Consider the following 23,838-nt stretch of genomic DNA (forward strand, 5'->3'; position numbering starts at 1 on the left):
TAATACACGTTGAGGAGATTGGGTTTCGCAAATCGCAATGGCAAGAATAGGCAATGGCTGGTTCATCAAAACAGATCACAAGCATCATTAATGATCGTTTTACATGATTCGGTGCCAGGCATAGGTTGAGGGTGCAAATACCCCGCAGCCAGTGGCAAATCGAGTCTTCGAATTGAGGCTGTGGAACAACAATAAACGCTTCCACTGCTACACGGAGTCAACGTGAATCATGCAATCGAATCAGCCAGAATTCGCAACCATCCCCGGTATCAGGAATTGGTCTCAAGGCAGCGAAGGTTCGTCGCTTGTCTTGTCGCCGCCACCCTCGTTCCTTACTTCACGTTCATCCTCATCGCCGCGTTCGCGCCGCACCTGCTGGCGCAGAAGCTTTCTGCGACCAGCGTCATCAACATAGGCTGGCCGCTTGGCGTTGCCTTCATCGTCGGGGCCTGGTTGTTTACGGGCCTGTACATCCTTCGGGCCAATGGTGAGTTCGACGCACTCACCACAGAAATTCGCGAAGGAGCCATCGTATGAAAACCCTTCTTCGCTACCTCATTGTTCCTGCTCTCCTGAGCGCGGCAGCCACGTACGCCTCGGCGGCCGACACCTTGCAGGCGGTTGAAAAACAACCCCTCAACATCACCGCCATTGCGATGTTCCTCGTCTTCGTGCTGACGACGTTGGGCATTACTTACTGGGCGGCCAACAAGACCAAGTCGATGGACGATTTCTACAACGCCGGCGGCGGCATCACAGGCTTCCAGAACGGCCTGGCGCTGGCCGGGGACTACATGTCGGCGGCTGCGTTACTGGGTGTCACCAGCATGATTTTCTTCAACGGCTTCGATGGGGTGCTGTACTCGATCAGCTTCTTCGTTGCCTGGCCATTGCTGTTGTTCCTGTTTGCCGAGCGCATCTGCAATCTGGGGCGTATTACGCTCTCGGACATTGCGTCTTTTCGACTCGATCAAAACCGGATTCGCACCCTGACCGCGTTCGGTTCGTTGACCGTGGTGTGCTTCTATCTGGTGGTGCAGATGGTGGGCGCAGGGCAGTTGATCCAGCTGCTGTTCGGTCTGCCCTACAACTATGCGGTGATCGCGGTCGGGTTGTTGATGGCGGTCTACGTCACGTTTGGCGGGATGGTCGCCACCACGTGGGTGCAGATCATCAAGGCCGGGCTGTTGCTGGTGGGCGGAACCTTGCTGGCGGTATTGGCGCTGAGCAAGTTCGGGTTTTCCTTCGAACAGTTGTTCACGCAGGCGGTGGCCGCTCATCACGATGGTGAACTGATCCTGCTGCCCAGCAAACTGGTGGCCGATCCGTTGGCGCTGATCTCGCTGTCCCTGGGCCTGGTGTTCGGCACGGCCGGATTGCCGCATATCCTCATGCGTTTTTTCACCGTGCCGGATGCGCGGCAAGCGCGCAAATCGGTGTTCATCGCGACGGGTTTCATCGGCTTCTTCTACCTGATCGTAGCGGTGCTCGGGCTGGCGGCGATCGTGATCGTCGGGCGCGATCCGGCGTTCTACGAGTCCGGCATTCTGGGTGGCAAGCTCATCGGCGGTGGCAACATGCCGGTGATGCACCTGGCCAAAGCGGTGGGGGGCGACCTGTTACTGGGCTTCATCTCCGCGGTTGCGTTTGCCACGATCCTGGCGGTGGTCTCCGGACTGACGATGGCGGGGACCTCGGCGATTTCCCATGACCTCTACGTCATGGTCTTCAAGAAAGGCCGGGCCGAAGCGAAAGACGAGCGCCGTGTTTCGCGGATCGCTTCGGTCGGCATCGGTATCGTTGCGGTGGTGCTGGGCATCCTGTTCAAGGACCAGAACATTGCCTTCCTGGTGGCACTGACGTTCGGCGTAGCGGCCTCGGTCAACTTCCCGATTCTCGCGCTTTCGATGTACTGGAAAGGGCTGACGACGCGAGGGGCATTGATCGGTGGCATCGCCGGACTGGTGAGCTCGGTCAGCCTGGTGATTCTCTCGCCGGCGGTGTGGGTCAAGGTGCTGGGCAACCCCGAGGCTATTTTCCCCTTCGACTACCCGGCGATCATTTCGATGAACGTGGCGTTCTTCTTTACCTGGCTTGGCTCGGTCACCGATCGCAGCAGCGAGGCCGTGCTGGAGCGGGAGCGTTTCGATGACCAACTCATCCGTGCCCAGACCGGCCTCGGGGCGTCGCAGGCTGTCAATCATTAAGACACAGCCCGTCATTTTCCTATCCTGATTTGCGCACTCTGCCAAAAGGAGTCTGCCATGCAACTTCGAGACAATGGCTTAAGGTTTTCACCCATCACCGTGGCGCTGCACTGGGTGGTGGCGCTTTCGCTGCTGGCGATCGTCGGCTTGCAGCTGATGATCGACCAGGCCTCCAGCGACACCGCGCGGATGCCGCTTGCCCACATGCAAAACCTGGTGGGGCTGATTCTGTTTCTGGTGTCTGTCTATCGATTCTGGGCCAGGATCACCTCTTACCATCCGCTGCCCGTGGGCACGCCGAATCCCATCGAGGTCATCATCAGCCGTTCGGTTGCGGTAGCGCTCGCCCTGGCGATGGTGCTGCTGCCGATAGCAGTCTGGGCTTCCCGTTCGGCGGGCGGCGAGGCCGTGGTTTTGCCTGGAGGATTCTCCATTCCAACGCTCTTGCCCACTCACGCCGGACTCAAACATGTCGTTGATGTGCTGTTCGATATCGGCGCTTCGGCGTTTCTCGCGGGGCTGGCCTTGCATGTCTTCGGTGCGGTCAAGAATCACTTTCTCCTGAAGAACAACACGCTCAAGCGGATGCTTGGAAAACATGTGGAGCTGTGAGTCATGAACGAAGCCAGATCCGATTTTGCAGGAAACGCCATCACTCGACTGTGCGGCGTGAAGTACCCGATCTTTCTCGGTGGCATGGCAGCCATTTCCGGCCCGCAGCTCGTGGGGGCGGTGGCCAATGCCGGGGGGATGGGGGTGCTGGGCGGTTTGCGTCTGCCGCCGCTGACCTTGCGCCGGTGGATACAGGAAACCCGTGCACTGACCGATAAGCCTTTTGGTGTGAACCTTGTTCCACAGTTCGGCGGCCCGGACGTTTTCGAAGCGCAGTTTCAGGTGGTGCTGGAAGAAAAACCGCGACTGCTTTCACTGTTTTACGCCGAGGCCTATTCCGCCGACATGATTCCCCGAGCGAAGGACGCGGGGCTGACGGTCATGGTGCAGGTGGGGTCGGTTGAACTTGCCAGGATTGCCATTGCACAAGGCGCCGACATTCTCGTGGCGCAAGGCAGTGAAAGTGGCGGTCATTTGAACCGGGGCACCATCGGCATCATGCCGCTGTTGTCCTCAATCCTGGGTGTTTCGGAGGGGCGACCGGTCCTGGCCGCGGGCGGTATCGTGGCGGGCGATGATGTCCGGGCGCTGATGTCGCTCGGTGCGTCAGGTGTGGTGGTGGGCACGGCGTTTATCGCCACCGACGAGTCGAATGCGCACCCGCTCTACAAACAAAAGATCGTGGAAGCGACGACGGATGACACCGAGTACCGGACCGGTTATTCGTTCGGCTGGACCTACGGTACGCCTCACCGGGTGATCCCCAATCGGGACAAGTGGAACCTGCTGCGCTTCATCGGCGGCGGCGCCCGGGCGATCGACAAACCGCGGATGGCGAAAAAGCTGTCGCTGTACGCGGGGCAGGGGGTGGGTAAGATTCACAGTGTCGTCCCGGCGGCCGAGCGCGTGGTTGAGCTGGCCTCCGGGCTGCCGATGACAACAAGCCGGTTGCCAATGGAGGAGGGTGAAGCCGTCAACTTTGCCGCTCAAGCCTAATGCTGATCACTTAAGTGCGGGCTCCACACAATTGTGGCGAGGGGATTTATCCCCGTTCGGCTGCGAAGCAGTCGCCAATCCGGACAATTCAATCTAATTGGCCGGACGCTGGGGCCGCTTCGCGACCCAACGGGGCGGTGCGACGTTTCGCTAAATCCCCTCACCACAGATTTCTTGCCTGCCTGAAGATTTTCTTAAGTGAACAACATTCTGGTCATGGCCGGCTATTCACGCCACCGCCGGCCGGGCGATCTGGTTTTGTGCCAGGCCGATGAACGCGCTCATGGCCGAGGTGATCATCGTGTCGTTTCGGCGGATGAAGACGGTCGAGACGTTGGCGAATTCCGGCGGGAGCGTGTGGCAACGAATGGCATGCCGTACGCTGCAATTTTCCGCGATGGCCTTGGGCAGCAAGGTCACGCCCATGCCGGCGGCGACGCACGACAGGATACCGTCGAGGGTGCCCAGTTCCATGATCTGGTTGGGCACCAGCCCGACCTGATAAAACCAGTTTTCCAGGGTGGAGCGGTAGAAGCAGCCGGTGCGGAAGACCAGTACGGTTTGCTGCGGGATTTTCTCGATCAGCGCGGGCAGTGACGGGAACTGATTGCTGCTGACCAGCACCAGTTCTTCCTGGAAAACCTCTTCCTGGGTCAGCGCCGAATTCTGGTGGAATCCGCCGACGAATGCGCCGTCGAGTCGATGCGCTTCAATCGCCTTGATCAGTTCGGAAGTGGTCCCGGTCAACAGCGACAACTGAACCTCGGGGTATTTCTCGCGGTACTTTGTCAGCACTTGCGGCAAGCGGATGGCGGCGGTGGTTTCCATTGAGCCCAACCGCAGCAGGCCCGCCGGAATGCCGGTATCCATCAGGGCGTTGCGACTCTCTTCTGTCAGTTGCAGGATGCGCCGCGCATACCCGAGGAAGGTCTGGCCCGCCGAGGTGAGCACCACCCCGGACTTTTTGCGGATGAACAGTTCCCGGTTCAGTTCGGCTTCCAGCTCCTTCACCCGCATGGTGACATTGGACTGCACCGTATTCACATTGACGGCGGCCGCAGTGAAGCTGCCAAGCTCGGCAACCGCGCAGAAAATCTTCAGTTGGCGCATTTCCATGATCTTTGCCACCTATCATAAAAAGTGATGAATAGCATCACGAGTCATCATTTTACGATCATTGTCGACGGTTAGTAAAGTCAACAAAACAGACGAATGAGCGCTGCCGGACGATGAACCTGACTTCAAGAATTGACCATGTCTTTGCCGGCGGCATGGGCGTCCTGATGCCTGAAGGGCAACGTTCAGGCATCTTCAAACAGCGACGTGCCGGCCCCGCTCGCGTGGAGGTCCAGGGGATTGTCGGAGATGAGCACGCCGATCGCCGGGTTCACGGCGGTCCGGAAAAAGCAGTTCATCACTATGCGGCAGAAAACTATCAGCGCCTGGCGCAGGCCTTTGCACAGTGCGCCCCGGAACTGATCCCGGGCAGCCTCGGGGAAAACCTCTCAGCGCTCGGGCTCTCTGAGCGAAACGTGCACATCGGCGACGTGTTCCAGATGGGCAGTGCGGTGTTGCAAGTCTCTCAGCCACGCAGCCCGTGCTGGAAAATCAACCATCGTTTTGACGCCGAACGCATGTCGATGCATGTCGCCAAAGAGCGCATCACCGGTTGGTATTACCGGGTGCTTCAGCCGGGATTTATCGAGGCCGGGGACACGATTGAACTGCTGGAACGGCAGACGCAGCGCTTTTCCATCGATGAGTTCTGGCAGGTGCAGCTGTCGCACCGGCCGGTGATCGACGACCTGCTCGCGCTGGCCGCCATCCGTGGCCTGGCCGAGGACTGGAGGCGGCGCCTGTCGGAGCGGGCGAAATGGCTGCAAAAAGCTGTTCAAGACAAATAACTGCCCGCCCGTGGCGAGGGCGCTTGCTCCCTCGCCATCAAAACAGCTTCACCATTTGTGATCACCAGAATCATTAATCATCATTTTACATGATCCAAAGGCTGGCCTACTTTGACCCTGAGGCGCGCCGACAGGACCGCCTGGCAATCCCGAACAACAAAAAGAGATGGTCCTTATCCACCACCAGGGGACACCCGCCATGAGCACCCAGCCAGCAGACATCGCACATTACATTCACGGCCGCGTGACGCACGGTTCTTCGGGCCGCACGCAGAACGTCACCAACCCCGCCCTCGGCTCCGTCATCGGCAAAGTTGCGCTCGCCAATGCCGCTGAAGTCGACGCAGCGGTGAAGTCGGCGGCACAGGCTTTTCCGGCCTGGTCGGCGCTGCCGCCACTGCGTCGGGCACGCATCATGTTCAAGTTCCTGGCGCTGCTCAACGAGCACCGCGACACCCTGGCGCGCATGATCACCGCCGAGCATGGCAAGGTCTTCACCGATGCCCAGGGTGAAGTGACACGCGGCATCGAGGTCGTCGAGTTCGCCTGCGGCATCCCGCAATTGCTCAAGGGTGACTACACCGAGCAGGTCTCGACCAACATCGACAACTGGACCATGCGCCAGCCGCTGGGCGTGGTGGCCGGCATCACCCCGTTCAACTTCCCGGTAATGGTGCCGATGTGGATGTTCCCGGTGGCCATCGCCTGCGGCAACACCTTCGTGCTCAAGCCAAGCCCGATCGACCCGTCGCCCTCGTTGCTGATCGCCGAACTGTTCAAGGAAGCCGGGCTGCCCGACGGCGTGTTTAACGTCGTGCAGGGCGACAAGGAAGCGGTGGATGCGCTGATCGATCACCCGGACGTCAAAGCCGTGAGTTTTGTCGGCTCAACGCCGATTGCCAATTACATCTATGAAACGGGCGCCCGCCACGGCAAGCGTGTGCAGGCGCTCGGGGGCGCGAAAAACCACATGGTAGTGATGCCGGACGCCGACATCGATCAAGTGGTGGACGCGCTGATCGGCGCGGCATTCGGCTCTGCCGGCGAGCGTTGCATGGCGATCTCGGTGGCGGTTTTTGTCGGGGATGTCGCGGACAAGGTGATGCCCAAACTGGTGGAACGCACCCGCGCGCTCAAAGTCCTCGAGGGTATGAACCTGGCCGCGGAGATGGGCCCGATCGTGTCGCAAGTCGCGTTGCAGCGCATCACCGGGTACATCGAACAAGGCATTGAAGAAGGCGCAGAACTGCTGGTCGACGGCCGTGGTTTTGACGGTGCTCAGGCTGGCGCGAACTGTGCCGAAGGGTTCTGGCTCGGTGGCACGGTGTTCGACCATGTCACGCCCGAGATGAAAATCTACAAAGAGGAGATCTTCGGCCCGGTGCTCGCGTGCATGCGCGTCAAGGATTTTGCCGAGGCGGTCAATCTGGTCAACGCCCACGAGTTCGGCAATGGCACCGCCTGCTACACCCGTGACGGCCACATCGCCCGTGAATTCGCCAGCCGCATTCAGGTGGGCATGGTTGGCATCAACGTGCCGATTCCAGTGCCGATGGCGTGGCATGGCTTCGGCGGCTGGAAGCGTTCGCTGTTCGGTGACACACACGCCTATGGCGAAGAGGGCGTGCGCTTCTACACCAAGCAGAAGTCGATCATGCAGCGCTGGCCGAACAGCATCGCCAAGGGCGCTGAGTTCGCCATGCCGACGTCCAAGTAATACGGTTTCTGCTCCACAGGTTTGGGGTTGGGTGACGTGTTGGCACGGGCTGGCACGGCATCTTTTTTCCCAGGGGGGGCGAATTCCTCGCCCCCGGTTTTTTCGCACAGGTGAATCGCTATGCCGTTGCTCAAGTTCGACATCCTCCAGGGGCGCAATGACGAGCAGCTCAAGACGCTTCTGGACGCGACCCATCAGGCGATGGTCGAGGCCTTTGAAGTGCCCGCCAGTGATCGCTATCAATGCGTCACCCAACACCGTCCCGGTGAGTTGGTGCTGCACGACACGGGATTGGGCTACACGCGCTCGGCCAATGTGGTGTTGCTGACGGTGATTTCGCGACCGCGCTCACAAGCGCAGAAGGCCGCGTTCTACCGCTTGCTGGCCGAGAGGCTACGTGCCGATTGCGGCTTGTCGCCCGATGACCTGATTGTTTCGCTGGTGGAAAATGCCGATTCGGACTGGTCCTTCGGCCGGGGACGGGCGCAATTCCTGACCGGCGAACTGTAGCGCCGGGCAGCGCCGAGTGCTCAGGCGCCATCGGTTTTACTCACACTCATCACGTACAGGTGCTGTCATGTCCAGTCCACTGCTGTCCCTTTTGAACATTCAACTGCCGATCCTTCAATCCCCCATGGTGGGCGTTTCCACACCCAGGCTCGCGGCAGCGGTGTCGAGTGCCGGCGGTCTGGGTTCCATCGGCATCGGGGCGAGCAGCGTCGAGCAGGCGCGGGCCATGATTCGAGAGACGGCGGCACTGACGGATAGACCCTTCAATGTGAACCTGTTCTGCCACCAGCCTGCCGTGCATGACAGCGCCCGAGAGGCGCAATGGCTGAGTTTCCTGACACCGTTTTTTGCCGAGTTCGGCGCCGCTGCGCCGTCGTCGCTGCGCGAGATCTACACCTCGTTCGTCGAAGACCCGGACATGCTGCAGATGCTGCTGGAAGAAAAACCGGCGGTGGTCAGCTTCCATTTTGGATTGCCCCCACAATCCGCCGTCGATGCGCTCAAGGACGCCGGCATCGTGCTCTTGTGCTCCGTAACGAGCCTGGCCGAAGCGCAGTTGGCGGAGCACGCCGGCGTGCATGCGCTGGTGGCTCAAGGTTACGAAGCCGGGGGCCATCGCGGTGTATTCGACCCGCAGCAGGACACGGAAATGGGCACGTTTGCGCTGGTGCGTGTGTTGACCCGCGCTTGCAGACTGCCGGTGATCGCGGCGGGTGGCATCATGGACGGCGCAGGCATCAAGGCGGTCATGCAACTGGGCGCCAGTGCAGCGCAGCTGGGCACGGCATTTATCCTCTGCCCTGAATCCTCCGCCAACAGCGCTTACCGTGAGGCCTTGAAGGGGCCGCGCGCACACCAAACCAAAGTCACCAGTGTGATTTCCGGCCGTCCTGCCCGTGGCATGGTCAATCGCAACTTCACCCTCCTTGCGACGGCTGCCACGGCACTGCCCGACTATCCGCTGACCTATGACGCCAACAAGGCGCTCAACGCTGCCGCGACCGCGCAGGCAAACACTGATTTTGCCGTGCAGTGGGCCGGGCAGGGCGCACCGCTGGCGCGTGAATTGCCGGCCGCAGCGCTGGTGAATCTGCTGGCGGCGGAAATGAAAGCCTGACTTGAGACATTGCTGCCTGCAGCGATTCAGAGGATCCGTCCGATCACCGAGTGAGTAGCCCTAAGCAATGTGCCACAATCGCATTCGTCGCAGCATCACGATCAGGCGGATGAAATGGATGGCCTTGGATTGCGGTTCGAAACGGAAGATTTAATCGTCAGTCAGGTGCGCACGGACCGATTGCACCAGCTGTTCCGCCAGTCGGTCTCGGCGGTTTTCGGCAGCTTTCTCGCGGTGTTGATGCTGTGCTGGCTGTGCTGGGAGCGTTTTGATCACACGGTCATCGCGTGGTGGATCGCGATACTGGCAGCGTCGTCGCTGTTGCGGATCTTGATGTTCATCGCCTATTTGCGCAGCCCCCCCAGTGAGCGCACCCCTGAGCGCTGGGAGCGCACGTATTGGGTCACGCTCGTGTTGTCCGCCGGTATCTGGGGCGGGGGCGCGCTGACGGTCATGCCAGCCGATGACCTGTTGGCCCAGGCGCTGGTCATGCTGTTTTGCGTCGGGATGTCGGTCAGTGCGGTGTCCTGTTACTCGGCCTATCGCTACATGACGATCGTGTCCATTTCCCTGGTGTTGCTTCCTTGTACGATCTGGCTGTTGTTTCAAGCCTCGTCCTTGCAGGTCGGCATGGGAGTGGCGGTGCTGGTGTTCGCCTCCTTTGTATTCAGCGCGACGCGCAACCTGTCCGACGCACTGGAAACCGCCTTCCGTCTAACCCGTGAAATGGAGCAGGCACACAGTGTTTCCACGCGTGCCGCCCAGACCGATGAACTCACGGGCCTGATGAATCGCCGGGCTTTTTTCGAGCACGCGCAGCATCTATATGGCCACTGCAAGAACAACCAGTTGCCGCTGTGTGCCGTCATGCTGGACATGGATCACTTCAAGCACATCAATGACACCTACGGGCATCAGGTCGGGGATCAGGTGCTGCGGCAAATGGGGGCCGTCATCAGCCGTTCGTTTCGCGAAACCGACGTGTACGGGCGGTTGGGCGGGGAGGAGTTTGCCGTTTTGCTGCCGGACACGTCGATTGAAGTCGCACAGCACATTGCCGAGGAACTCATCCAGTCGATCGCCGGCCTGATGACCGGGCCGGTCCATCGTATCTCGGCCAGCGGCGGTGTCGCCTCTATGAATGCCGACGATAACGATCTGCACAGTTTGATGAACAACGCGGACAAGGCGCTGTATCGAGCCAAGGCGCGCGGGCGCAATCAGGTCGCAGTGTCTGAATAGGCCGGCAGGTGGTCAGGACACTTCCCTGTAGCGTCCAGGCGTCATGCCGAACCAGCGTATGCAGGCTTTATGAAAGCTGCTCTGATCGCGAAAACCCAGCAGCGCGCCGATGTACTTCACACTGCGCGCTGAATTGCGCAGGAAGTTATGCGCGAGCATCAGTCGCGCTTCATCCTGCAGTGCCGAGAAGTGCATGTCTTCATTGCTCAAGCGCCGTTGCAGGCTGCGTGCACTCACGCCGACCGCCTGGGCGATCCGGTTCAGGTCGCTGGGCACGCCTTGGGCCAGCCGCTCGGAAAGCACCTGTCGAACACGCTCGGTCATTGAGCCGTTGAGCAGCAGGTTCAAGCGTGTGCGGGCGTATTCGACATGCAGGACATCCAGTGCAGGATCGGCCGTCGGCAATGCAATCGAGCAGTCGTCGAGGCTGAACGTCAGGCTGTTGTAAGACGCGCCGAATGACAGGTTGCTCCCGAGCAAGTGTTCCAGCCGGGTGGTATCCGCTGGTTTGGGGTAAGTAAAGGTCGCCGCCACGGGTTGCGGCTTGCGCTTGGGCAACAGCCAGTGCACCAGCCCCACGGTTTGCGCGGCGCCGGCATCGATGAAGGCCCGGGGTGTCAGCGACGGCTGGGCGCTGATGTCGAAGCCGATCAGCTTCAGCGCTGTCGGTTCCTGGTCCAGGCACATATAGAAGCCATTACAGATCAGCGATTGATAATCCACCAGCCGATGCAGCGCGGAGCCCAGCGTGGCGCAAGACATCACTGCGTAGCCCAGCACCTCCAGGTTCGCCGGATGCGCGCGGGCATAAGCCAGCAAACCAATGTCCGGGTTACCGGTACGTTTTTCCGCTTCAGCCATCACCTTATAGACCAGCTCTAGCCTGACGCCGTTGGGGTTTGCCCAGACCTCCTCGTTGCTGCTGCCGAACTCTTCGAGCAAGGTTTCCACGTTGGCGCCGGCGTCGGTCAAGACGTCGGCGAGCACCCGAAAACCGGTGCTGGTCATTCTGTGCATGATTCTTCCCGGCGTAATGGCTAATTGATGTCGCGCAAGCCGGCGCATGATCGCAATAAACAAATGGTCACAGTCGATTAACACAACCGACACGTTTCCAAGGACAAGCGAAAGGTATCCGGGAACACTTCCTGACCGGTCGGCGAGCGTCGATTATGGCCGGCAGTCAACGCTGCAGTTGCAGGAGCGCCGCGTGGCGTCGCCATATTCACCCGGCGGCAGGACGCCGCTTTGTCTACGGATGTGACATGCACAGAGTGAAGAATTTTTACAATGAACTGGCACAGGGCAAGTTGGTGTTGGCGTTTCAGCCGGTCGTCTGGTTGCCCGACAGTCGCCGGGTGCTGTACCAGGAAGGGCTGTTGCGGCATATCGATGCACAGGGCGAGGGGGTTTATCCTTTCGCCATGCTGGAAAAGCATCAGTTGATGCGTGAGCTTGACCGCAGCGTGGTGAGCTGCGTGATTGAACGTCTGCTGCAAAACGAACACCTGCGGCTGGGCTGCAACATCTCCGCGCAAAGCGCCATCGTTGACCACTACTGGCAACCGATTCTCATGCAATTGCGCGACACCCCTTCGGTGGCCGCGCGACTGGTGATTGAAGTGACCGAAAGCGCCACGCCGCCAAGCACCTCGGCGGCGATCGAATTCGTGTTGTGCCTGCGGGAGATGGGTTGCCGGGTGGCCATCGATGATTTTGGCTCGGGCCTGGGTACGCTGGAATTCATCCGGCAGACCCGGCCGGATATCGTCAAGATCGATCAGGGCTACCTCCAGCGCGCACGCCTGGAGACCAACAGCGCCCAGACCCTCGGTCATCTGGTGCAGCTGTGCAAGACGCTGGCGCCGTGCGTGATCATCGAGGGGATTGAATCCGAAGCCGATCGCGCCCTTGCCACTGCCTGCGGTAGCGAGTGGGGTCAGGGTTATCTCTTCGGCCGTCCGCAGATCGATGCGCTGGGAGCTCGGTGCCAACTGCAACCCGGAGCGTGATCACGCAGCACGATGCAACGAATGCCACGTCATGGCCTCATATGAAAACGAGCAGTGCCTTTGGTGCAGAAGGGCGGATGCCATTTTTTCATGACGAGAGGTGATTGTTTCCATGACGGCAGCTGAGAAAAACCATGTGGACTGGCTGGTCGAACAATCGATGCTGCATGCCGCAAGACAACGGGCCAGGCTCTACTCGGGGCAAGGCCGGTTGTGGCAACAGCCCTATGCGCATACCCGGCCCCGTGACGCTTCGGCCCTCGCTTCGGTGTGGTTCACCGCGTACCCGGCGTCGATTGTCACCCGGGAAAACGGTACAGTGCTCGAAGCCCTGGGGGACGAAACCCTTTGGCACGCCTTGTCGAGAATCGGTATCCAGGGCATTCACAACGGCCCGCTGAAAAGGTCTGGCGGCCTCTCGGGCACCCAACACACGCCCACCATTGACGGCAACTTCGACCGCATCAGTTTCGACATCGATCCACAGTTGGGCACCGAGGCGCAGCTGCAAGCGTTGGTGCGCATGGCCGCTGCGCACAATGCGGTGATCATCGACGACGTCATCCCGTCGCACACCGGCAAAGGTGCGGACTTTCGCCTGGCCGAGATGGCGTATGAAGACTATCCGGGGCTCTACCACATGGTGGAAATCCGCGAGGAAGACTGGCCGCTGCTGCCCGATGTTCTCGAGGGCCGCGACGCGCAGAACCTCAGTCCGCAGCAGGTCGATGTGCTGCGCGACAAGCATTACATCGTCGGCCAGTTGCAGCGGGTGATTTTCTTCGAGCCCGGAGTCAAGGAAACCGACTGGAGTGCGACACCGGTCGTGATCGGGGTCGATGGCAAACCGCGACGCTGGGTTTACCTGCATTACTTCAAGGAAGGGCAACCGTCGCTGAACTGGCTGGACCCGACCTTCGCCGCGCAGCAGATGATCATCGGCGACGCGCTGCACGCCATCGACGTGATGGGGGCGAAAATCCTGCGTCTGGACGCCAACGGTTTTCTCGGCGTTGAACGCAAGCTCGATGGCACCGCCTGGTCGGAAAGTCATCCCTTGTCGATCACCGGCAACCAGTTGCTGGCCGGGGCAATTCGCAAGGCGGGCGGTTTCAGTTTTCAGGAATTGAACCTGACCGTTGACGATATCGCCGCCATGTCACACGGCGGGGCCGATCTTTCCTATGACTTCATCACCCGACCCGCTTACCAGCATGCGTTGCTGATGGGCGATACCGAATTCCTGCGCTTGATGCTGCGCCAGATGCACACCCTGGGCATCGACCCGGGCTCGCTGATCCACGCCTTGCAGAACCATGACGAACTGACCCTCGAACTGGTGCATTTCTGGACGCTGCACGCCCATGACACTTTCCTCTATCAGGGCCAGACCTTCCCCGGCAACATCTTGCGCGAGCACATTCGCGAGCAGATGTACGAACGCCTGGCCGGCGAACACGCACCGTATAACCTGAAATTCGTCACCAACGGCGTGTCCTGCACCACCGCCAGCATCATCACGGCAGCGCTGGGGATTCGTGACCTCGATGCCATTACCGCAGCGGATATCCAGCAGATCCGCCAGATTCATGTGCTGCTGGTGATGTACAACGCGATGCAGCCCGGCGTGTTCGCGTTATCGGGTTGGGACCTCGTCGGCGCACTGCCGTTGCCGGCAGAGCTGGTCGCACATTTGATGCTCGACGGCGACACACGCTGGATTCATCGCGGCGCCTACGATCTGGTTGATCTCAATCCGGAAGCGGAGCTGTCGGAAGGTCAGATGCCGCGCCCGAAAACGCTTTACGGCAGCCTGACCAGTCAACTGAAAGACCATGACTCCTTTGCCTCGCAGCTGAAGCGAATCCTGGCGGCGCGCCGTTCCTATGATATTGCCGCGAGCCGTCAGATCCTGGTCCCGGATGTCGAGCATCCGGGGTTGCTGATCATGGTCCACGAACTGCCGGCCGGCAAAGGCACCCAGATCACCGCGCTGAACTTCGGCTCGACAGCGATCACCGAAACCCTGCACCTGCCCAATATTGCGCCGGGGCCGGTGGTCGACATCATCAATGAACGGGTCGAGGGTGATCTGACGCCTGAAGGGGAGTTCACGATTACGCTGGATGCTTATGAAGGGTTGGCACTGCGCGTGGTCAGCAGTTCGCCGATGATTTAGCCCTCCCAAGGCGATGTGGCGCGGGAATGATCGACGCGCCATATCGACGGTTTTGCTCTGATCCGCTTCACCTTTCGCTTCGAAACGGTAAACCCTCTTATGGGGAGAACAGCGAAGAAGCGCTGCACAAGCTTGCTGATTTGTTCCGTGTCGGGAGAGCATTGGGTAGCGGAACCGATACCGAAAAAGTGCGAGGTCAGCAGCTTGATCGCGAGCTGATGCGTCGGTTGGGCAACCGCAATGAACAAACCCGCGCCAACACCGTCAAGGCACTTCTTGGCGTAGTCGCACCGGGTGGGCAAGACAAGAATGTCGAGCTTGTCGCCCAGCGTTTGACGGATATGGCGGGGCAGGATCCCGACAAGGCAATGCAGGTTCTTGCGGTGATGTACCGGATGAATTTGCTACAACAGACCCAGCAAAACTTCGTACCGGTGGCGGTGGCGGGTACTGTGCTGTTGGGGGCGTTGGCTACTTCGCTCGCGGCCACGCAACTGCCTCCTGAACGGCAAGCAGAGATGCAGGCGGCAGTGTCGAGCGCGATAGACTCTATTGAGACGAACGTGCGCGATGTCAATCAGCGTGCTGAGATGGTCAAGCTGATCGTAGATGTCGCGCTTACCAACCTTGGGCTTCCGATTCATGTGCTTGACCCGAGGTTGAAGAAGTACGAAGGTCTGTTGGTTGAGGCGGGCAAGCAAAACCCGAGTAGCGGCGGTTATGCGGAGGGCGGGCAGGCCTCCACAACGCCCCATACCGGTGGAAGCCAATTGGATGGTCAGCAAGGCGGTAATGTTTATGTGACGCCGGGGCATCAGCTGAATCCGGGGGCGGTCTATAACGAAAGTACCAATGCTGACGGTGCAAAAGAGGCCGCTTCGGAAGGATTAGAAGCCACAAAGACGGGCAAAATTACTATTGACGGCAAAATTGGCGGTCAACTTGAAGCTCGAGGGTGGACTCAGCAAGAGGTCCAGGACGTCATTGATGAAGGGCCAGTGGGAACTACTGCTGACAACCGATCTGCGTCGAAGACGCCAGATGGATTGGCGAGAAGTGATCCGGCATCCGTGTATGGCTCAAAGAACGGGTATGTTGTAGTTAACGACCGGACTGGCGAAGTCGTGCAGATAAGCGGCAAAAATGACCCAGGGTGGATTCCGGATAGTCGAATTAAGTGGAAGTGAAAATGATCATTGATCTTCAGCAGCGCTACGACTCATCCGATGACTTCTTCAATCTTGGTGGAAGCGTTGTGATGAAGGTCTCAGCCGATGCAGCAGTTGCTATTTGTGAACGCGCTGCACAGCGCGGGTTAGTGGTCGCTCGAATCGAAGGAGGCATTTGGCATGCCCCTGGATTTGAGGCGCGGTTGGATTGTATTTGGGACGGAGTTGATCCCCCAGTCGATCAGAGAACGGCCGAACAAAACAATCGAGTAGCGGCTGAATTCGTGCGCACGGAACAGGCCGTGCATGATGTCTACGTGATTACGGCGCCTCGTATGTTGGGATGGTAAGCACGTCGCGTTTGCTGGCAGCAAGGAACACTTGAAGGTCCGGTAGTAGTGTTGGTGCAAAAGCGACAGGTGGTGCAGCAGAGCTAACATTTGACAAAGCTACCCGGACTTGGACAACCCCAGCAGGTCTAGACTATGGACAAGGATCGGTTCAAGGAAACAGAGTTTTGCATGTTTTAGAGCATGCGGAGCCGAATCCGGCCAAGACAACGCATAGCGTCTTTAAGTTGGCCCTGAGAACTCGTTTGTGTTTCCGAAAAGCTATTTGGATGAGCTTTACAAGTCGACAGGTGGGAATATTCGCGCCGTGGAAACGAAACTTAGCTTGCCTGCTGGTTATCTGGATAAGGCTCAGGCAGAGGTAATTGCTAAGCCAAATGTTCGCATGCCGTCAGGGAATGAAGTTGGTGCATTTCCTGGTTATTGGGTTCCTGGGGGGTATACTTCTGGTGGCGTACCAGAGGCTGTCATTCCCGGGCAGTTGCGAATTGATCAAGTCGCTGTAAAGGCTGTGAGGGAGTTGTTCAATGGAAATTTATTTGCCACTTGGTTATTGGTTGAAGAACACTAGTGAAGGGCATTTTTGCATCGGCTTTCAATATGGAGGGCACATGGGGGGGGAATGTGAAATATTTCTTCCAAGGTCCAAGTTGCAAAAGTTTTGCTCTGATGACGAATGGCGTAATCAGACTATAAATCGATTTTACAAAATTGTTTTTCTAGCCATCCCAGAACTGAATGTGCCGATCCCTGAGACTGAAGCAAAAAAGGACGGCGTAGTTCCTGATGACTGGGCTTGAAATAAAAGTCGCAATAGAGTCGCAATAGAAAACAATAGGGTGTAAAAGCGACAGGTGGTGCAGTAGAGCTAACATTTGACAAAGCTACCCGGACTTGGACAACCCCAGCAGGTCTAGACTATGGACAAGGATCGGTTCAAGGAAACAGAGTTTTACATGTTTTAGAGCATGCGGAGCCGAATCCGGCCAAGACAACGCATAGCGTCTTTAGTATGGACAGAAAAGAAATTTTAGGAGCTGTCGATGAGGCATGGCTCAAGAAAGGTAGTCCCGTGGTAGGTGATCCGGGTGCATATGTTGTCCCGATGGGCCGAGCGATTGGTACTTCGGGAGAAACGAGTATTAAAATTATTGTTCGGCCTGGGACCAATCAGGTCATTATCGCCTATCCTGTTAAATAGAGAAGTTTTATATGCTGTGTCCAAGGTGTGAGCAGGGAGATGTTGTCAAGGCTAGAATTGTAGCTAACGACACTTGCTTGTTCGTATGTCAAGAGTGCGAGGCCTCATGTTTTTTATACGAAAACATTGGGGTTAAGGCCTTTGTCGACTATGGGACTTATATGGAAAGTCTAGGACTGAAACCACTATGGAGTGAGTTGCAAATCATTCCTGAGTAGGTGCAAAAGGGTCGATCAAGAATAAAATCATAGTAGGTAATAATGATCTGGCACCACTTCGAGTGGTGTGCGGGTCGAAGGGTATTTGACTCCCAATAAAATTGGCCATCCAAAGCGTTATGGGACTTAGTGAAAATATGTTTCTCATGGGAAGACTCAGGTGGTGGGCTTTCCCCATATTGCAGGTCTAGCATCCTCAATGAAGATGGAGTCAGCCCGCTCGCTTGCTTGTTAAATGATGATGGCGGAATTTATTTTCTGGATACCAACGTATTTCCGTGACGAGCGTACCTGCGGTGTGAAAGGGATTCATCTATTTCTCACGCGACAAAATGGGCGACCCAAAGAAATCGCCCTTTTTCATTCACTCCACAGCCTGCGCCCGCAATACAGGTGTCGTGGGCCGCATTACGAAAAAAACAAGAACTCCTACGCCCAAATGCAGCCATAGCCTTAAGAACGCTAATTCTTGAATCCGGCAATGGCGCAGTTCTTCACCTCTCGCCCAATCACGGATTCACGACCGCAAGGCAGACCCCGTGAGGGCATTTGATGAACCCACACCTGAACTTCGGCATTGAAGAGGAATACTTCATCACCGACCTGCGCACCCGCCGCATGTCGGAGGATCCGCCCGGCGCGGCGATTGAGGCGTGCAAGGCTGCGTTAGGCCCGTGCTTTGCCTATGAGATGTTTAAAGGGCAGGTCGAAGTCGCGTCACCAATATTTACCGATGTTGCGCAAGCAGCCGAATACCTGGCTAACGTTCGCCAAACCTTGGGAAATGCACTGGATCCTTATGGCCTGGGACTACTCAGTGTCGGCAGCCATCCGTTGGCGGACTGGCGTCTGCAACAGGCCACGGAGCAGGATCATTTTCTTCAACTGTTCGAAGACTTCCAGCGCGTCGCACGGCGCAGCCTGCTGTCCGGTCTGCACGTGCATGTTGAGGTGCCGAGGCATCTGGACCGTATCCACGTGATGAACGAAGTCTTGCCGTGGCTGCCGTTTTTGCTGGCCTTGAGCAGTTCTTCACCGTTTTGGGACGGCGCCGACAGCGGCTTTGCGAGTTACCGGCAAACGGCTTGTGATGAATGGCCGCGGATGGGCGTTCCGGAGTTTCTTGAGGATCAATCCGCCTATGACGCTTACGTTGCGCTGCTGATGCGTACCGGGACTGTTCGGCAGGCTGGCGATGTCTGGTGGGGTTTGCGGCCGGCGGCGAAGTATCCGACCCTGGAGTTGCGGATGACGGATGCCTGTCCACGTCTGGATGATGCGTTGTGCATCGCCTCGTTTTTTCGGCTGGTGGTGGCGTATGCCATTGACCAACCGCGCCCCGGATCTGCCTATTCACAAGCATCCCAGTGGGTTCTCAAGGAAAACCGCTGGCGGGCGAAACGCTTCGGAACCCGGGCGTCGTTCATTATTGAAGGCTACGACCGGCCGTTTTCCATGGAGCAGTGGCTGTTCATGGCTGAACAGATATTGGGCGATGCGGCGCGAACACTGGGTGCAGAGTCGGTTTTTGCTCACATCAGGCAAATGCTCCGCGAAGGCACCAGTGCGCAGCGACAACTGGGTGTTTACCAGCGAGCCTTGGGCAGTGGGGGCGATGTCCAGGCTGCACTTTCGCAAGTGGTGGACCAACTGCTGATGGAAACGTCGCAAGCGCCATCTTTCGATCAAAGGATCCCCGGCAGCGGCAATCCCGGCAGGGCGTTGACAGGACAGGTGATCTGATCCGTATTTTTCTGCGTGATCTGCATCTGTTACGCATCAGGCCTGCGCCTCACAATGACAGCACGGTCCGCATTCGCAGTAGCCCTTGCACCGCATTCTCATTCCGTAGGAGGCTCCATGGCCAAGATGTCCCTTTTCCTGGGTGGTTTTCTGCTGTTAACCCTTTTGATCGGTGCCCTGGCGACGATCTCTCCCACTTAGTCCGTTTTGCCAGTCGGCAAAAAGCACAACGCCTCCACTTGGGAGGCGTTGCAGTTTTCAGCCCAATCAGATTTCGGGTTTTGTTCAATGCCCGTCCGCAAGCTGGTTCGTGGGTATCCGCAAAGAGCGCCAGGCTATCAACATCGCCATGGATGCCAAACCGAAGGTCACCCACGAAACCAAACCTATACCGCCTTCGAATGCCGATGCGGCCTGCGCCATCAGCTCTCCCGCCTGGGCACTCGACAAATCTGCGGCCACATTATGTGCCCCCGATAACGTCTCACTCGCCAGCACGGTCTGCACTTCGTTCAGAAACTCCGGCAGCTGCAATGCACTGCGATAGTAGGCAGTGACAAGCCCGCCAAGCACGGTCGTTCCTAAAACCACACCCACTTCATAAGCCGTTTCGCTAATGGCCGACGCGGCGCCTGCCTTTGCCGGTGGTGCAGCTGACAAAATCACATCATTGGACACCGTCGCGATCGCACCCACGCCAATGTTCAGCAAGGCAAAAGCTACCACTAGAACGGAAAGGCTACTGCCCATGCTGGCGACCAGCAAAAAAGCTGCTCCAGCAAACGCCATCAAAATAGGTATCAACACATGCACCTGTAATCGCTGTGCAACAGGCACGACTGCCATCCCCACGATAATAGCCATGATCTGACCTGGAACCAACGCGAGGCTGGCACTCAAGGGCGACATCTGAAGAACGATCTGCAGGAACTGAGTGGTAAAGAATACGAAGCCTATGAGGAATGAGAGACTCATCAGATTAATCAGCACTGAACCGCTGAAGGTGCCGTTGCGGAATAGGCTCAGATCCATCAGCGGCACTGGCAGACGCAACTGTCGACGCACAAACATCCAGCCCGCTACTGCGCCTGCTGCAAATGTTGTCAGCGTTATCCAGTCGATGCCATTACTGGCGCTGTGTTTAATGCCATAAACAATGGCTCCAAGGGCTACCATCGATTGCAGGATGCTTATCGGTTCCAACGGTCCCGAAGCATCTCGCTCGGATTCGGGCAACAACATTGGCCCCAATACCAGCAATGGCACCAACACAGGCACCGCCAACAGGAAAATCGACCCCCAACTGAAAAATTCCAGCAACACCCCGCCCACCAAAGGGCCGAGTGCCGAGCCGACCGTCAAAGTCGTAGCCCAGATCGCGACTGCTAGTCTGCGTTCTTCTCGATCCTCGAACACCGAACGTATCAACGCCAACGTTGAAGGCATCAGCATCGCACCGAAAACACCCATACAAGCTCGCCCGACAATCAGGTGCGTAGCGGTATTGGAGTACGCGGTCAGCACCGACACAATGGCAAAACCCAAGGACCCGGCCAGCAACAATTTACGATGACCGATTCGATCTCCCAGGCTACCCATGGAGACCAGCAATCCCGCCAACACCAGCGAATAGGCATCGATCATCCACAACTGCTGGCTAGCGTTTGGACGCAGGGCTTCGGCAATCTTTGGTAACGCGAATCCAAGTACCGTATTGTCAACGGTCACCAGCAACACTGGCAGCATCAGCACGCTTAAGCCTAACCAGCGTATTGATCTCGATCCGCGGTGTGTCGCATCACTTATTAGTGCCATGGTTAAAACTCCTTACTGGACACAAAAAAATTCACGGGACATTTTTCTATGCACCCGTGAAACGTTTCCTACGCGCTTCCCTGGCGAGGACTAATCAGCTCGGAAGACTCCAGAAACCTGAAGAAAACCATGTCTCAACGTGAAAACAGTTTGTTTCTATAACTTCGTGTGACTCCAATTCAAATCACAAATCGTGTCATCTTGTATCAGCGGAATAGCTCGGAATATCACTTAGAGCGAATGTAGGAACTAGACTTCAGATATGAGAAAGAAAAACGCCCCGAACAAGTCGGGGCGTTTGTTTAGGCATTTAAAGTCCGTTGTCTTACTTCAGATCAAACCGATCCAGATTCATCACCTTCGTCCAAGCCGCCACAAAGTCCTTCACAAACTTCTCCTTCGAATCGCCGCTGGCATAGACCTCAGCCAGCGCGCGCAGCTGCGCATTCGAGCCAAAGACCAGATCGACCCGGGTGCCGGTCCATTTCACTTCGCCGGTTTTGCGATCGCGCCCTTCAAACTCCTCGCTAGCCTCAGAGGTCGGTTTCCATTCCACGCCCATGTCGAGCAGGTTCTTGAAGAAGTCGTTGGTCAGCGCCTCTTTCTGCTGGGTGAATACGCCGTGCTTCGTTTGTCCGACGTTGGTATTCAACACTCGCAGGCCGCCGATCAGCGCGGTCATTTCCGGCGCAGTGAGGGTCAGTTGTTGCGCCTTGTCGATCAACAGATGCTCGGCCGGAACGCGGTAGCGGGTTTTGAGGTAGTTGCGGAAGCCGTCGGCGATGGGTTCGAGGAAGCCGAAGGATTCCACATCGGTCTGTTCTTGCGAGGCGTCCGCACGCCCCGGTGTGAACGGCACCGTGACGCTGTGACCGGCATTTTTTGCGGCTTGTTCGACACCGGCGTTGCCGGCCAGCACGATCAGGTCCGCCAGCGAGATTTTCTTGCCGCTGTTGTTGAACTCGTTCTTGATGCTTTCGAGTTTCGCCAGCACGTTCGCCAGTTGCTCAGGCTGGTTGGCTTGCCAGGACTTCTGCGGCTCCAGGCGCAGACGACCGCCGTTGGCGCCGCCGCGTTTGTCGGAGCCACGGAAGGTCGAAGCCGCCGCCCAGGCCGTGGATGCCAGTTGTGAAACGCTCAGGCCCGAGGCGAGGATTTTGCTCTTGAGCGCGGCGACGTCGCTGTCGTTGACCAGTTCGTGGTCGACGTCCGGGATCGGGTCTTGCCACAGCAGTTCTTCGCTGGGCATTTCCGGGCCGAGGTAGCGGGAGAGAGGACCCATGTCGCGGTGGATCAGCTTGAACCAGGCGCGGGCGAAGGCGTCGCTCAATTGATCCGGGTTCTGCAGAAAGCGTCGCGCAATCGGCTCATAGATCGGGTCGAAGCGCAGGGCCAGGTCCGAGGTCAGCATGGTTGGGTTGCGCCGTTTCGACGGGTCGTGTGCATCCGGAATAGTCCCGGCGCCCGCGCCGTTTTTGGCGACCCACTGGTTTGCGCCAGCCGGGCTTTTGCTCAGTTCCCACTCGAAGCCGAACAGGTTTTCCAGGTAGTTGTTGCTCCACCGGGTGGGCGTGGTGGTCCAGGTCACTTCCAGTCCGCTGGTGATGGTGTCCGGGCCCTTGCCGGTGCCGAAGTTGTTTTTCCAACCCAGGCCTTGCTGTTCAAGACCGGCCGCTTCGGGCTCGGCGCCCACGTTGTCGGCAGGCCCGGCGCCGTGGGTTTTGCCGAAGGCATGGCCGCCGGCGATCAGCGCCACGGTTTCTTCGTCGTTCATGGCCATGCGGCCGAAGGTTTCACGGATGTCCAGGGCCGAAGCGACGGGGTCGGGATTGCCCTCCGGACCTTCCGGGTTCACGTAGATCAGGCCCATCTGCACGGCAGCCAGTGGGTTTTCCAGATTGCGTCCTTCATCCGTGCGGCTGTCTTCGTTTCTCCCGGGTTCGGCCACGAGTGGCACATCGCCAGGTGTCTGTACGGGTTTTTGCCCTTTGTCGTAGCGGGTGTCGCCACCCAGCCATTTGTTTTCCGAACCCCAGTAAACGTCCTCGTCCGGTTCCCAGACGTCGGCACGGCCACCGGAAAAACCAAAGGTCTTGAAGCCCATGGATTCCAGCGCAACGTTGCCGGTCAGCACGATCAGGTCGGCCCAGGAAATGTTGTTGCCATACTTTTGCTTGATCGGCCACAGCAGCCGGCGTGCCTTGTCGAGGCTGACGTTGTCCGGCCAGCTGTTGAGCGGGGCGAAGCGTTGTTGACCGGAGCCGGCACCGCCACGCCCGTCACCGGTGCGGTAGGTGCCCGCGGCGTGCCAGGCCATGCGAACGAACAGCGGACCATAGTGACCGAAGTCTGCCGGCCACCAGTCTTGCGAATCGGTCATCAATGCGGTCAGGTCTCGCTTGACCGCCGCAAAGTCGAGCTTTTTGAACGCTTCGGCATAGTCGAAGCCCTCGTCCATGGGGTCAGACAGGGACGAGTGCTGGTGCAGGATCTTCAGATTCAGTTGGTTCGGCCACCAGTCGCGGTTGGTCGTGCCACCGCCGGCGGCGTGATTGAACGGGCATTTCGATTCATTTGCCATGTGCGAGCTACCTTTTGGTCGTGTTCTTCCGGCTATCGGGCCCGGAGCGGGCGTTAAATAGCGACGAGCGAGATCAAGACACAGGCTGCAGGGCCAGCAGTTGGATCAACTGATTGTGGTGACCACACGGAATTCTGAACAACGGCAATCAGGTTGCCTGCGCGGTGACCCACGGGCGGCCTAGTCAAGCTTCGGGCTCATTCCTGTCTCCTTTCCAGCGCTAATCCGGCCGGCTTATGACGCCAGCGCAGACTAAGGTTAGACC

The 23,838-nt window shown here is 58.2% G+C and carries 19 protein-coding genes; 15 read left to right on the top strand and 4 right to left on the bottom strand.

Annotated elements, in window-relative coordinates; genetic code table 11:
• The first annotated feature begins 222 nt into the window (after positions 1-222).
• The 4 genes from ACM1ZW_RS22015 to ACM1ZW_RS22030 are packed head-to-tail and all read left to right on the top strand — an operon-like array spanning position 223 to position 3,815.
• Positions 223-537, top strand: a complete 315-nt coding sequence (locus tag ACM1ZW_RS22015) for a DUF485 domain-containing protein (RefSeq protein WP_017338133.1) — start codon at positions 223-225, stop codon at positions 535-537.
• A complete protein-coding gene (gene actP / locus ACM1ZW_RS22020) occupies positions 534-2,207 on the top strand; it encodes a cation/acetate symporter ActP (protein ID WP_416739338.1) in 1,674 nt (557 codons plus the stop codon). Before ACM1ZW_RS22015 ends, actP begins: the two co-directional genes overlap by 4 nt.
• Before the next feature lie 57 nt (positions 2,208-2,264).
• Positions 2,265-2,819 (top strand): cytochrome b, encoded by a 555-nt coding sequence (locus ACM1ZW_RS22025; protein ID WP_414879845.1) that lies wholly within the window; start codon positions 2,265-2,267, stop codon positions 2,817-2,819.
• A gap of 3 nt (positions 2,820-2,822) precedes the next feature.
• Complete coding sequence (locus tag ACM1ZW_RS22030) at positions 2,823-3,815, top strand: NAD(P)H-dependent flavin oxidoreductase (protein WP_416739339.1); 993 nt, start codon at positions 2,823-2,825, stop codon at positions 3,813-3,815.
• 228 nt (positions 3,816-4,043) lie between these two features.
• Here the strand turns inward: ACM1ZW_RS22030 and ACM1ZW_RS22035 are convergent, their stop codons facing one another.
• Positions 4,044-4,931 carry a LysR family transcriptional regulator gene (locus ACM1ZW_RS22035; RefSeq protein ID WP_031318761.1) on the bottom strand — a complete coding sequence of 296 codons (888 nt, stop codon included), beginning with the start codon at positions 4,929-4,931 and terminating at the stop codon, positions 4,044-4,046.
• Positions 4,932-5,044: 113 nt separating this feature from the next.
• Between ACM1ZW_RS22035 and ACM1ZW_RS22040 the strand changes: the two genes are divergently transcribed.
• The 5 genes from ACM1ZW_RS22040 (at position 5,045) to ACM1ZW_RS22060 (ending at position 10,305) form a co-directional block, all read left to right on the top strand.
• Positions 5,045-5,719: an MOSC domain-containing protein gene (locus ACM1ZW_RS22040; RefSeq protein WP_416739340.1), complete on the top strand. Its 675-nt coding sequence runs from the start codon at positions 5,045-5,047 to the stop codon at positions 5,717-5,719.
• Between the two features lie 199 nt (positions 5,720-5,918).
• Positions 5,919-7,436, top strand: coding sequence for a CoA-acylating methylmalonate-semialdehyde dehydrogenase (locus ACM1ZW_RS22045; RefSeq protein ID WP_017338139.1), 1,518 nt, complete (start codon positions 5,919-5,921; stop codon positions 7,434-7,436).
• Positions 7,437-7,556: 120 nt separating this feature from the next.
• On the top strand, positions 7,557-7,946 hold the full coding sequence (locus ACM1ZW_RS22050) for a tautomerase family protein (RefSeq protein ID WP_017338140.1): 390 nt from the start codon (positions 7,557-7,559) through the stop codon (positions 7,944-7,946).
• A 67-nt stretch (positions 7,947-8,013) separates the two neighbouring features.
• The gene (locus tag ACM1ZW_RS22055; RefSeq protein WP_416739341.1) at positions 8,014-9,063 is read left to right on the top strand and encodes an NAD(P)H-dependent flavin oxidoreductase; all 1,050 of its coding nucleotides are present in this window, start codon (positions 8,014-8,016) and stop codon (positions 9,061-9,063) included.
• 114 nt (positions 9,064-9,177) lie between these two features.
• Positions 9,178-10,305: a diguanylate cyclase gene (locus ACM1ZW_RS22060; RefSeq protein ID WP_414879841.1), complete on the top strand. Its 1,128-nt coding sequence runs from the start codon at positions 9,178-9,180 to the stop codon at positions 10,303-10,305.
• Positions 10,306-10,317: 12 nt separating this feature from the next.
• Here ACM1ZW_RS22060 and ACM1ZW_RS22065 read toward each other — a convergent pair whose 3' ends face one another.
• On the bottom strand, positions 10,318-11,322 hold the full coding sequence (locus ACM1ZW_RS22065; protein WP_017338143.1) for an AraC family transcriptional regulator: 1,005 nt from the start codon (positions 11,320-11,322) through the stop codon (positions 10,318-10,320).
• Between the two features lie 248 nt (positions 11,323-11,570).
• On the opposite strand from ACM1ZW_RS22065, the gene ACM1ZW_RS22070 reads away from it, so the two are divergent.
• The 6 genes from ACM1ZW_RS22070 (at position 11,571) to ACM1ZW_RS22095 (ending at position 19,177) form a co-directional block, all read left to right on the top strand.
• Entirely contained in the window at positions 11,571-12,317 is a 747-nt protein-coding gene (locus ACM1ZW_RS22070; protein ID WP_414879840.1) for an EAL domain-containing protein, read from the top strand.
• Between the two features lie 112 nt (positions 12,318-12,429).
• On the top strand, positions 12,430-14,496 hold the full coding sequence (treS, locus tag ACM1ZW_RS22075; protein WP_416739342.1) for a maltose alpha-D-glucosyltransferase: 2,067 nt from the start codon (positions 12,430-12,432) through the stop codon (positions 14,494-14,496).
• Positions 14,497-14,522: 26 nt separating this feature from the next.
• Positions 14,523-15,683: a colicin E5-related ribonuclease gene (locus tag ACM1ZW_RS22080; RefSeq protein ID WP_416739343.1), complete on the top strand. Its 1,161-nt coding sequence runs from the start codon at positions 14,523-14,525 to the stop codon at positions 15,681-15,683.
• A gap of 2 nt (positions 15,684-15,685) precedes the next feature.
• On the top strand, positions 15,686-16,015 hold the full coding sequence (locus ACM1ZW_RS22085; protein WP_017338147.1) for a colicin immunity protein: 330 nt from the start codon (positions 15,686-15,688) through the stop codon (positions 16,013-16,015).
• 527 nt (positions 16,016-16,542) lie between these two features.
• The gene (locus ACM1ZW_RS22090; protein ID WP_416739344.1) at positions 16,543-16,815 is read left to right on the top strand and encodes a hypothetical protein; all 273 of its coding nucleotides are present in this window, start codon (positions 16,543-16,545) and stop codon (positions 16,813-16,815) included.
• Between the two features lie 1,171 nt (positions 16,816-17,986).
• On the top strand, positions 17,987-19,177 hold the full coding sequence (locus tag ACM1ZW_RS22095) for a carboxylate-amine ligase (RefSeq protein WP_416739345.1): 1,191 nt from the start codon (positions 17,987-17,989) through the stop codon (positions 19,175-19,177).
• Positions 19,178-19,462: 285 nt separating this feature from the next.
• On the opposite strand, the gene ACM1ZW_RS22100 is transcribed toward ACM1ZW_RS22095, so the two are convergent.
• Positions 19,463-20,992, bottom strand: coding sequence for an MFS transporter (locus ACM1ZW_RS22100; protein WP_416739346.1), 1,530 nt, complete (start codon positions 20,990-20,992; stop codon positions 19,463-19,465).
• Positions 20,993-21,317: 325 nt separating this feature from the next.
• On the bottom strand, positions 21,318-23,573 hold the full coding sequence (gene katG / locus ACM1ZW_RS22105; RefSeq protein ID WP_416739347.1) for a catalase/peroxidase HPI: 2,256 nt from the start codon (positions 23,571-23,573) through the stop codon (positions 21,318-21,320).
• Positions 23,574-23,838: the final 265 nt, after the last annotated feature.

The sequence above is a fragment of the Pseudomonas sp. NFX71 genome, from assembly GCF_048079215.1.
Classification (GTDB): Bacteria; Pseudomonadota; Gammaproteobacteria; order Pseudomonadales; family Pseudomonadaceae; genus Aquipseudomonas; species Aquipseudomonas fluorescens_B.

Excerpts from the sequence above, each read along its gene's own strand:
- ACM1ZW_RS22080 (WP_416739343.1), top strand. The coding sequence starts at position 14,523 with ATGATCGACGCGCCATATCGACGGTTTTGCTCTGATCCGCTTCACCTT.
- ACM1ZW_RS22065 (WP_017338143.1), bottom strand. The coding sequence starts at position 11,322 with ATGCACAGAATGACCAGCACCGGTTTTCGGGTGCTCGCCGACGTCTTG.
- katG (WP_416739347.1), bottom strand. The coding sequence starts at position 23,573 with ATGGCAAATGAATCGAAATGCCCGTTCAATCACGCCGCCGGCGGTGGC.
- ACM1ZW_RS22085 (WP_017338147.1), top strand. The coding sequence starts at position 15,686 with ATGATCATTGATCTTCAGCAGCGCTACGACTCATCCGATGACTTCTTC.
- ACM1ZW_RS22070 (WP_414879840.1), top strand. The coding sequence starts at position 11,571 with ATGCACAGAGTGAAGAATTTTTACAATGAACTGGCACAGGGCAAGTTG.
- ACM1ZW_RS22095 (WP_416739345.1), top strand. The coding sequence starts at position 17,987 with ATGAACCCACACCTGAACTTCGGCATTGAAGAGGAATACTTCATCACC.
- treS (WP_416739342.1), top strand. The coding sequence starts at position 12,430 with ATGACGGCAGCTGAGAAAAACCATGTGGACTGGCTGGTCGAACAATCG.
- ACM1ZW_RS22025 (WP_414879845.1), top strand. The coding sequence starts at position 2,265 with ATGCAACTTCGAGACAATGGCTTAAGGTTTTCACCCATCACCGTGGCG.
- ACM1ZW_RS22055 (WP_416739341.1), top strand. The coding sequence starts at position 8,014 with ATGTCCAGTCCACTGCTGTCCCTTTTGAACATTCAACTGCCGATCCTT.
- ACM1ZW_RS22050 (WP_017338140.1), top strand. The coding sequence starts at position 7,557 with ATGCCGTTGCTCAAGTTCGACATCCTCCAGGGGCGCAATGACGAGCAG.
- ACM1ZW_RS22100 (WP_416739346.1), bottom strand. The coding sequence starts at position 20,992 with ATGGCACTAATAAGTGATGCGACACACCGCGGATCGAGATCAATACGC.
- ACM1ZW_RS22040 (WP_416739340.1), top strand. The coding sequence starts at position 5,045 with ATGAACCTGACTTCAAGAATTGACCATGTCTTTGCCGGCGGCATGGGC.
- ACM1ZW_RS22060 (WP_414879841.1), top strand. The coding sequence starts at position 9,178 with ATGGATGGCCTTGGATTGCGGTTCGAAACGGAAGATTTAATCGTCAGT.
- ACM1ZW_RS22045 (WP_017338139.1), top strand. The coding sequence starts at position 5,919 with ATGAGCACCCAGCCAGCAGACATCGCACATTACATTCACGGCCGCGTG.
- ACM1ZW_RS22035 (WP_031318761.1), bottom strand. The coding sequence starts at position 4,931 with ATGGAAATGCGCCAACTGAAGATTTTCTGCGCGGTTGCCGAGCTTGGC.
- ACM1ZW_RS22030 (WP_416739339.1), top strand. The coding sequence starts at position 2,823 with ATGAACGAAGCCAGATCCGATTTTGCAGGAAACGCCATCACTCGACTG.
- ACM1ZW_RS22090 (WP_416739344.1), top strand. The coding sequence starts at position 16,543 with ATGGAAATTTATTTGCCACTTGGTTATTGGTTGAAGAACACTAGTGAA.
- actP (WP_416739338.1), top strand. The coding sequence starts at position 534 with ATGAAAACCCTTCTTCGCTACCTCATTGTTCCTGCTCTCCTGAGCGCG.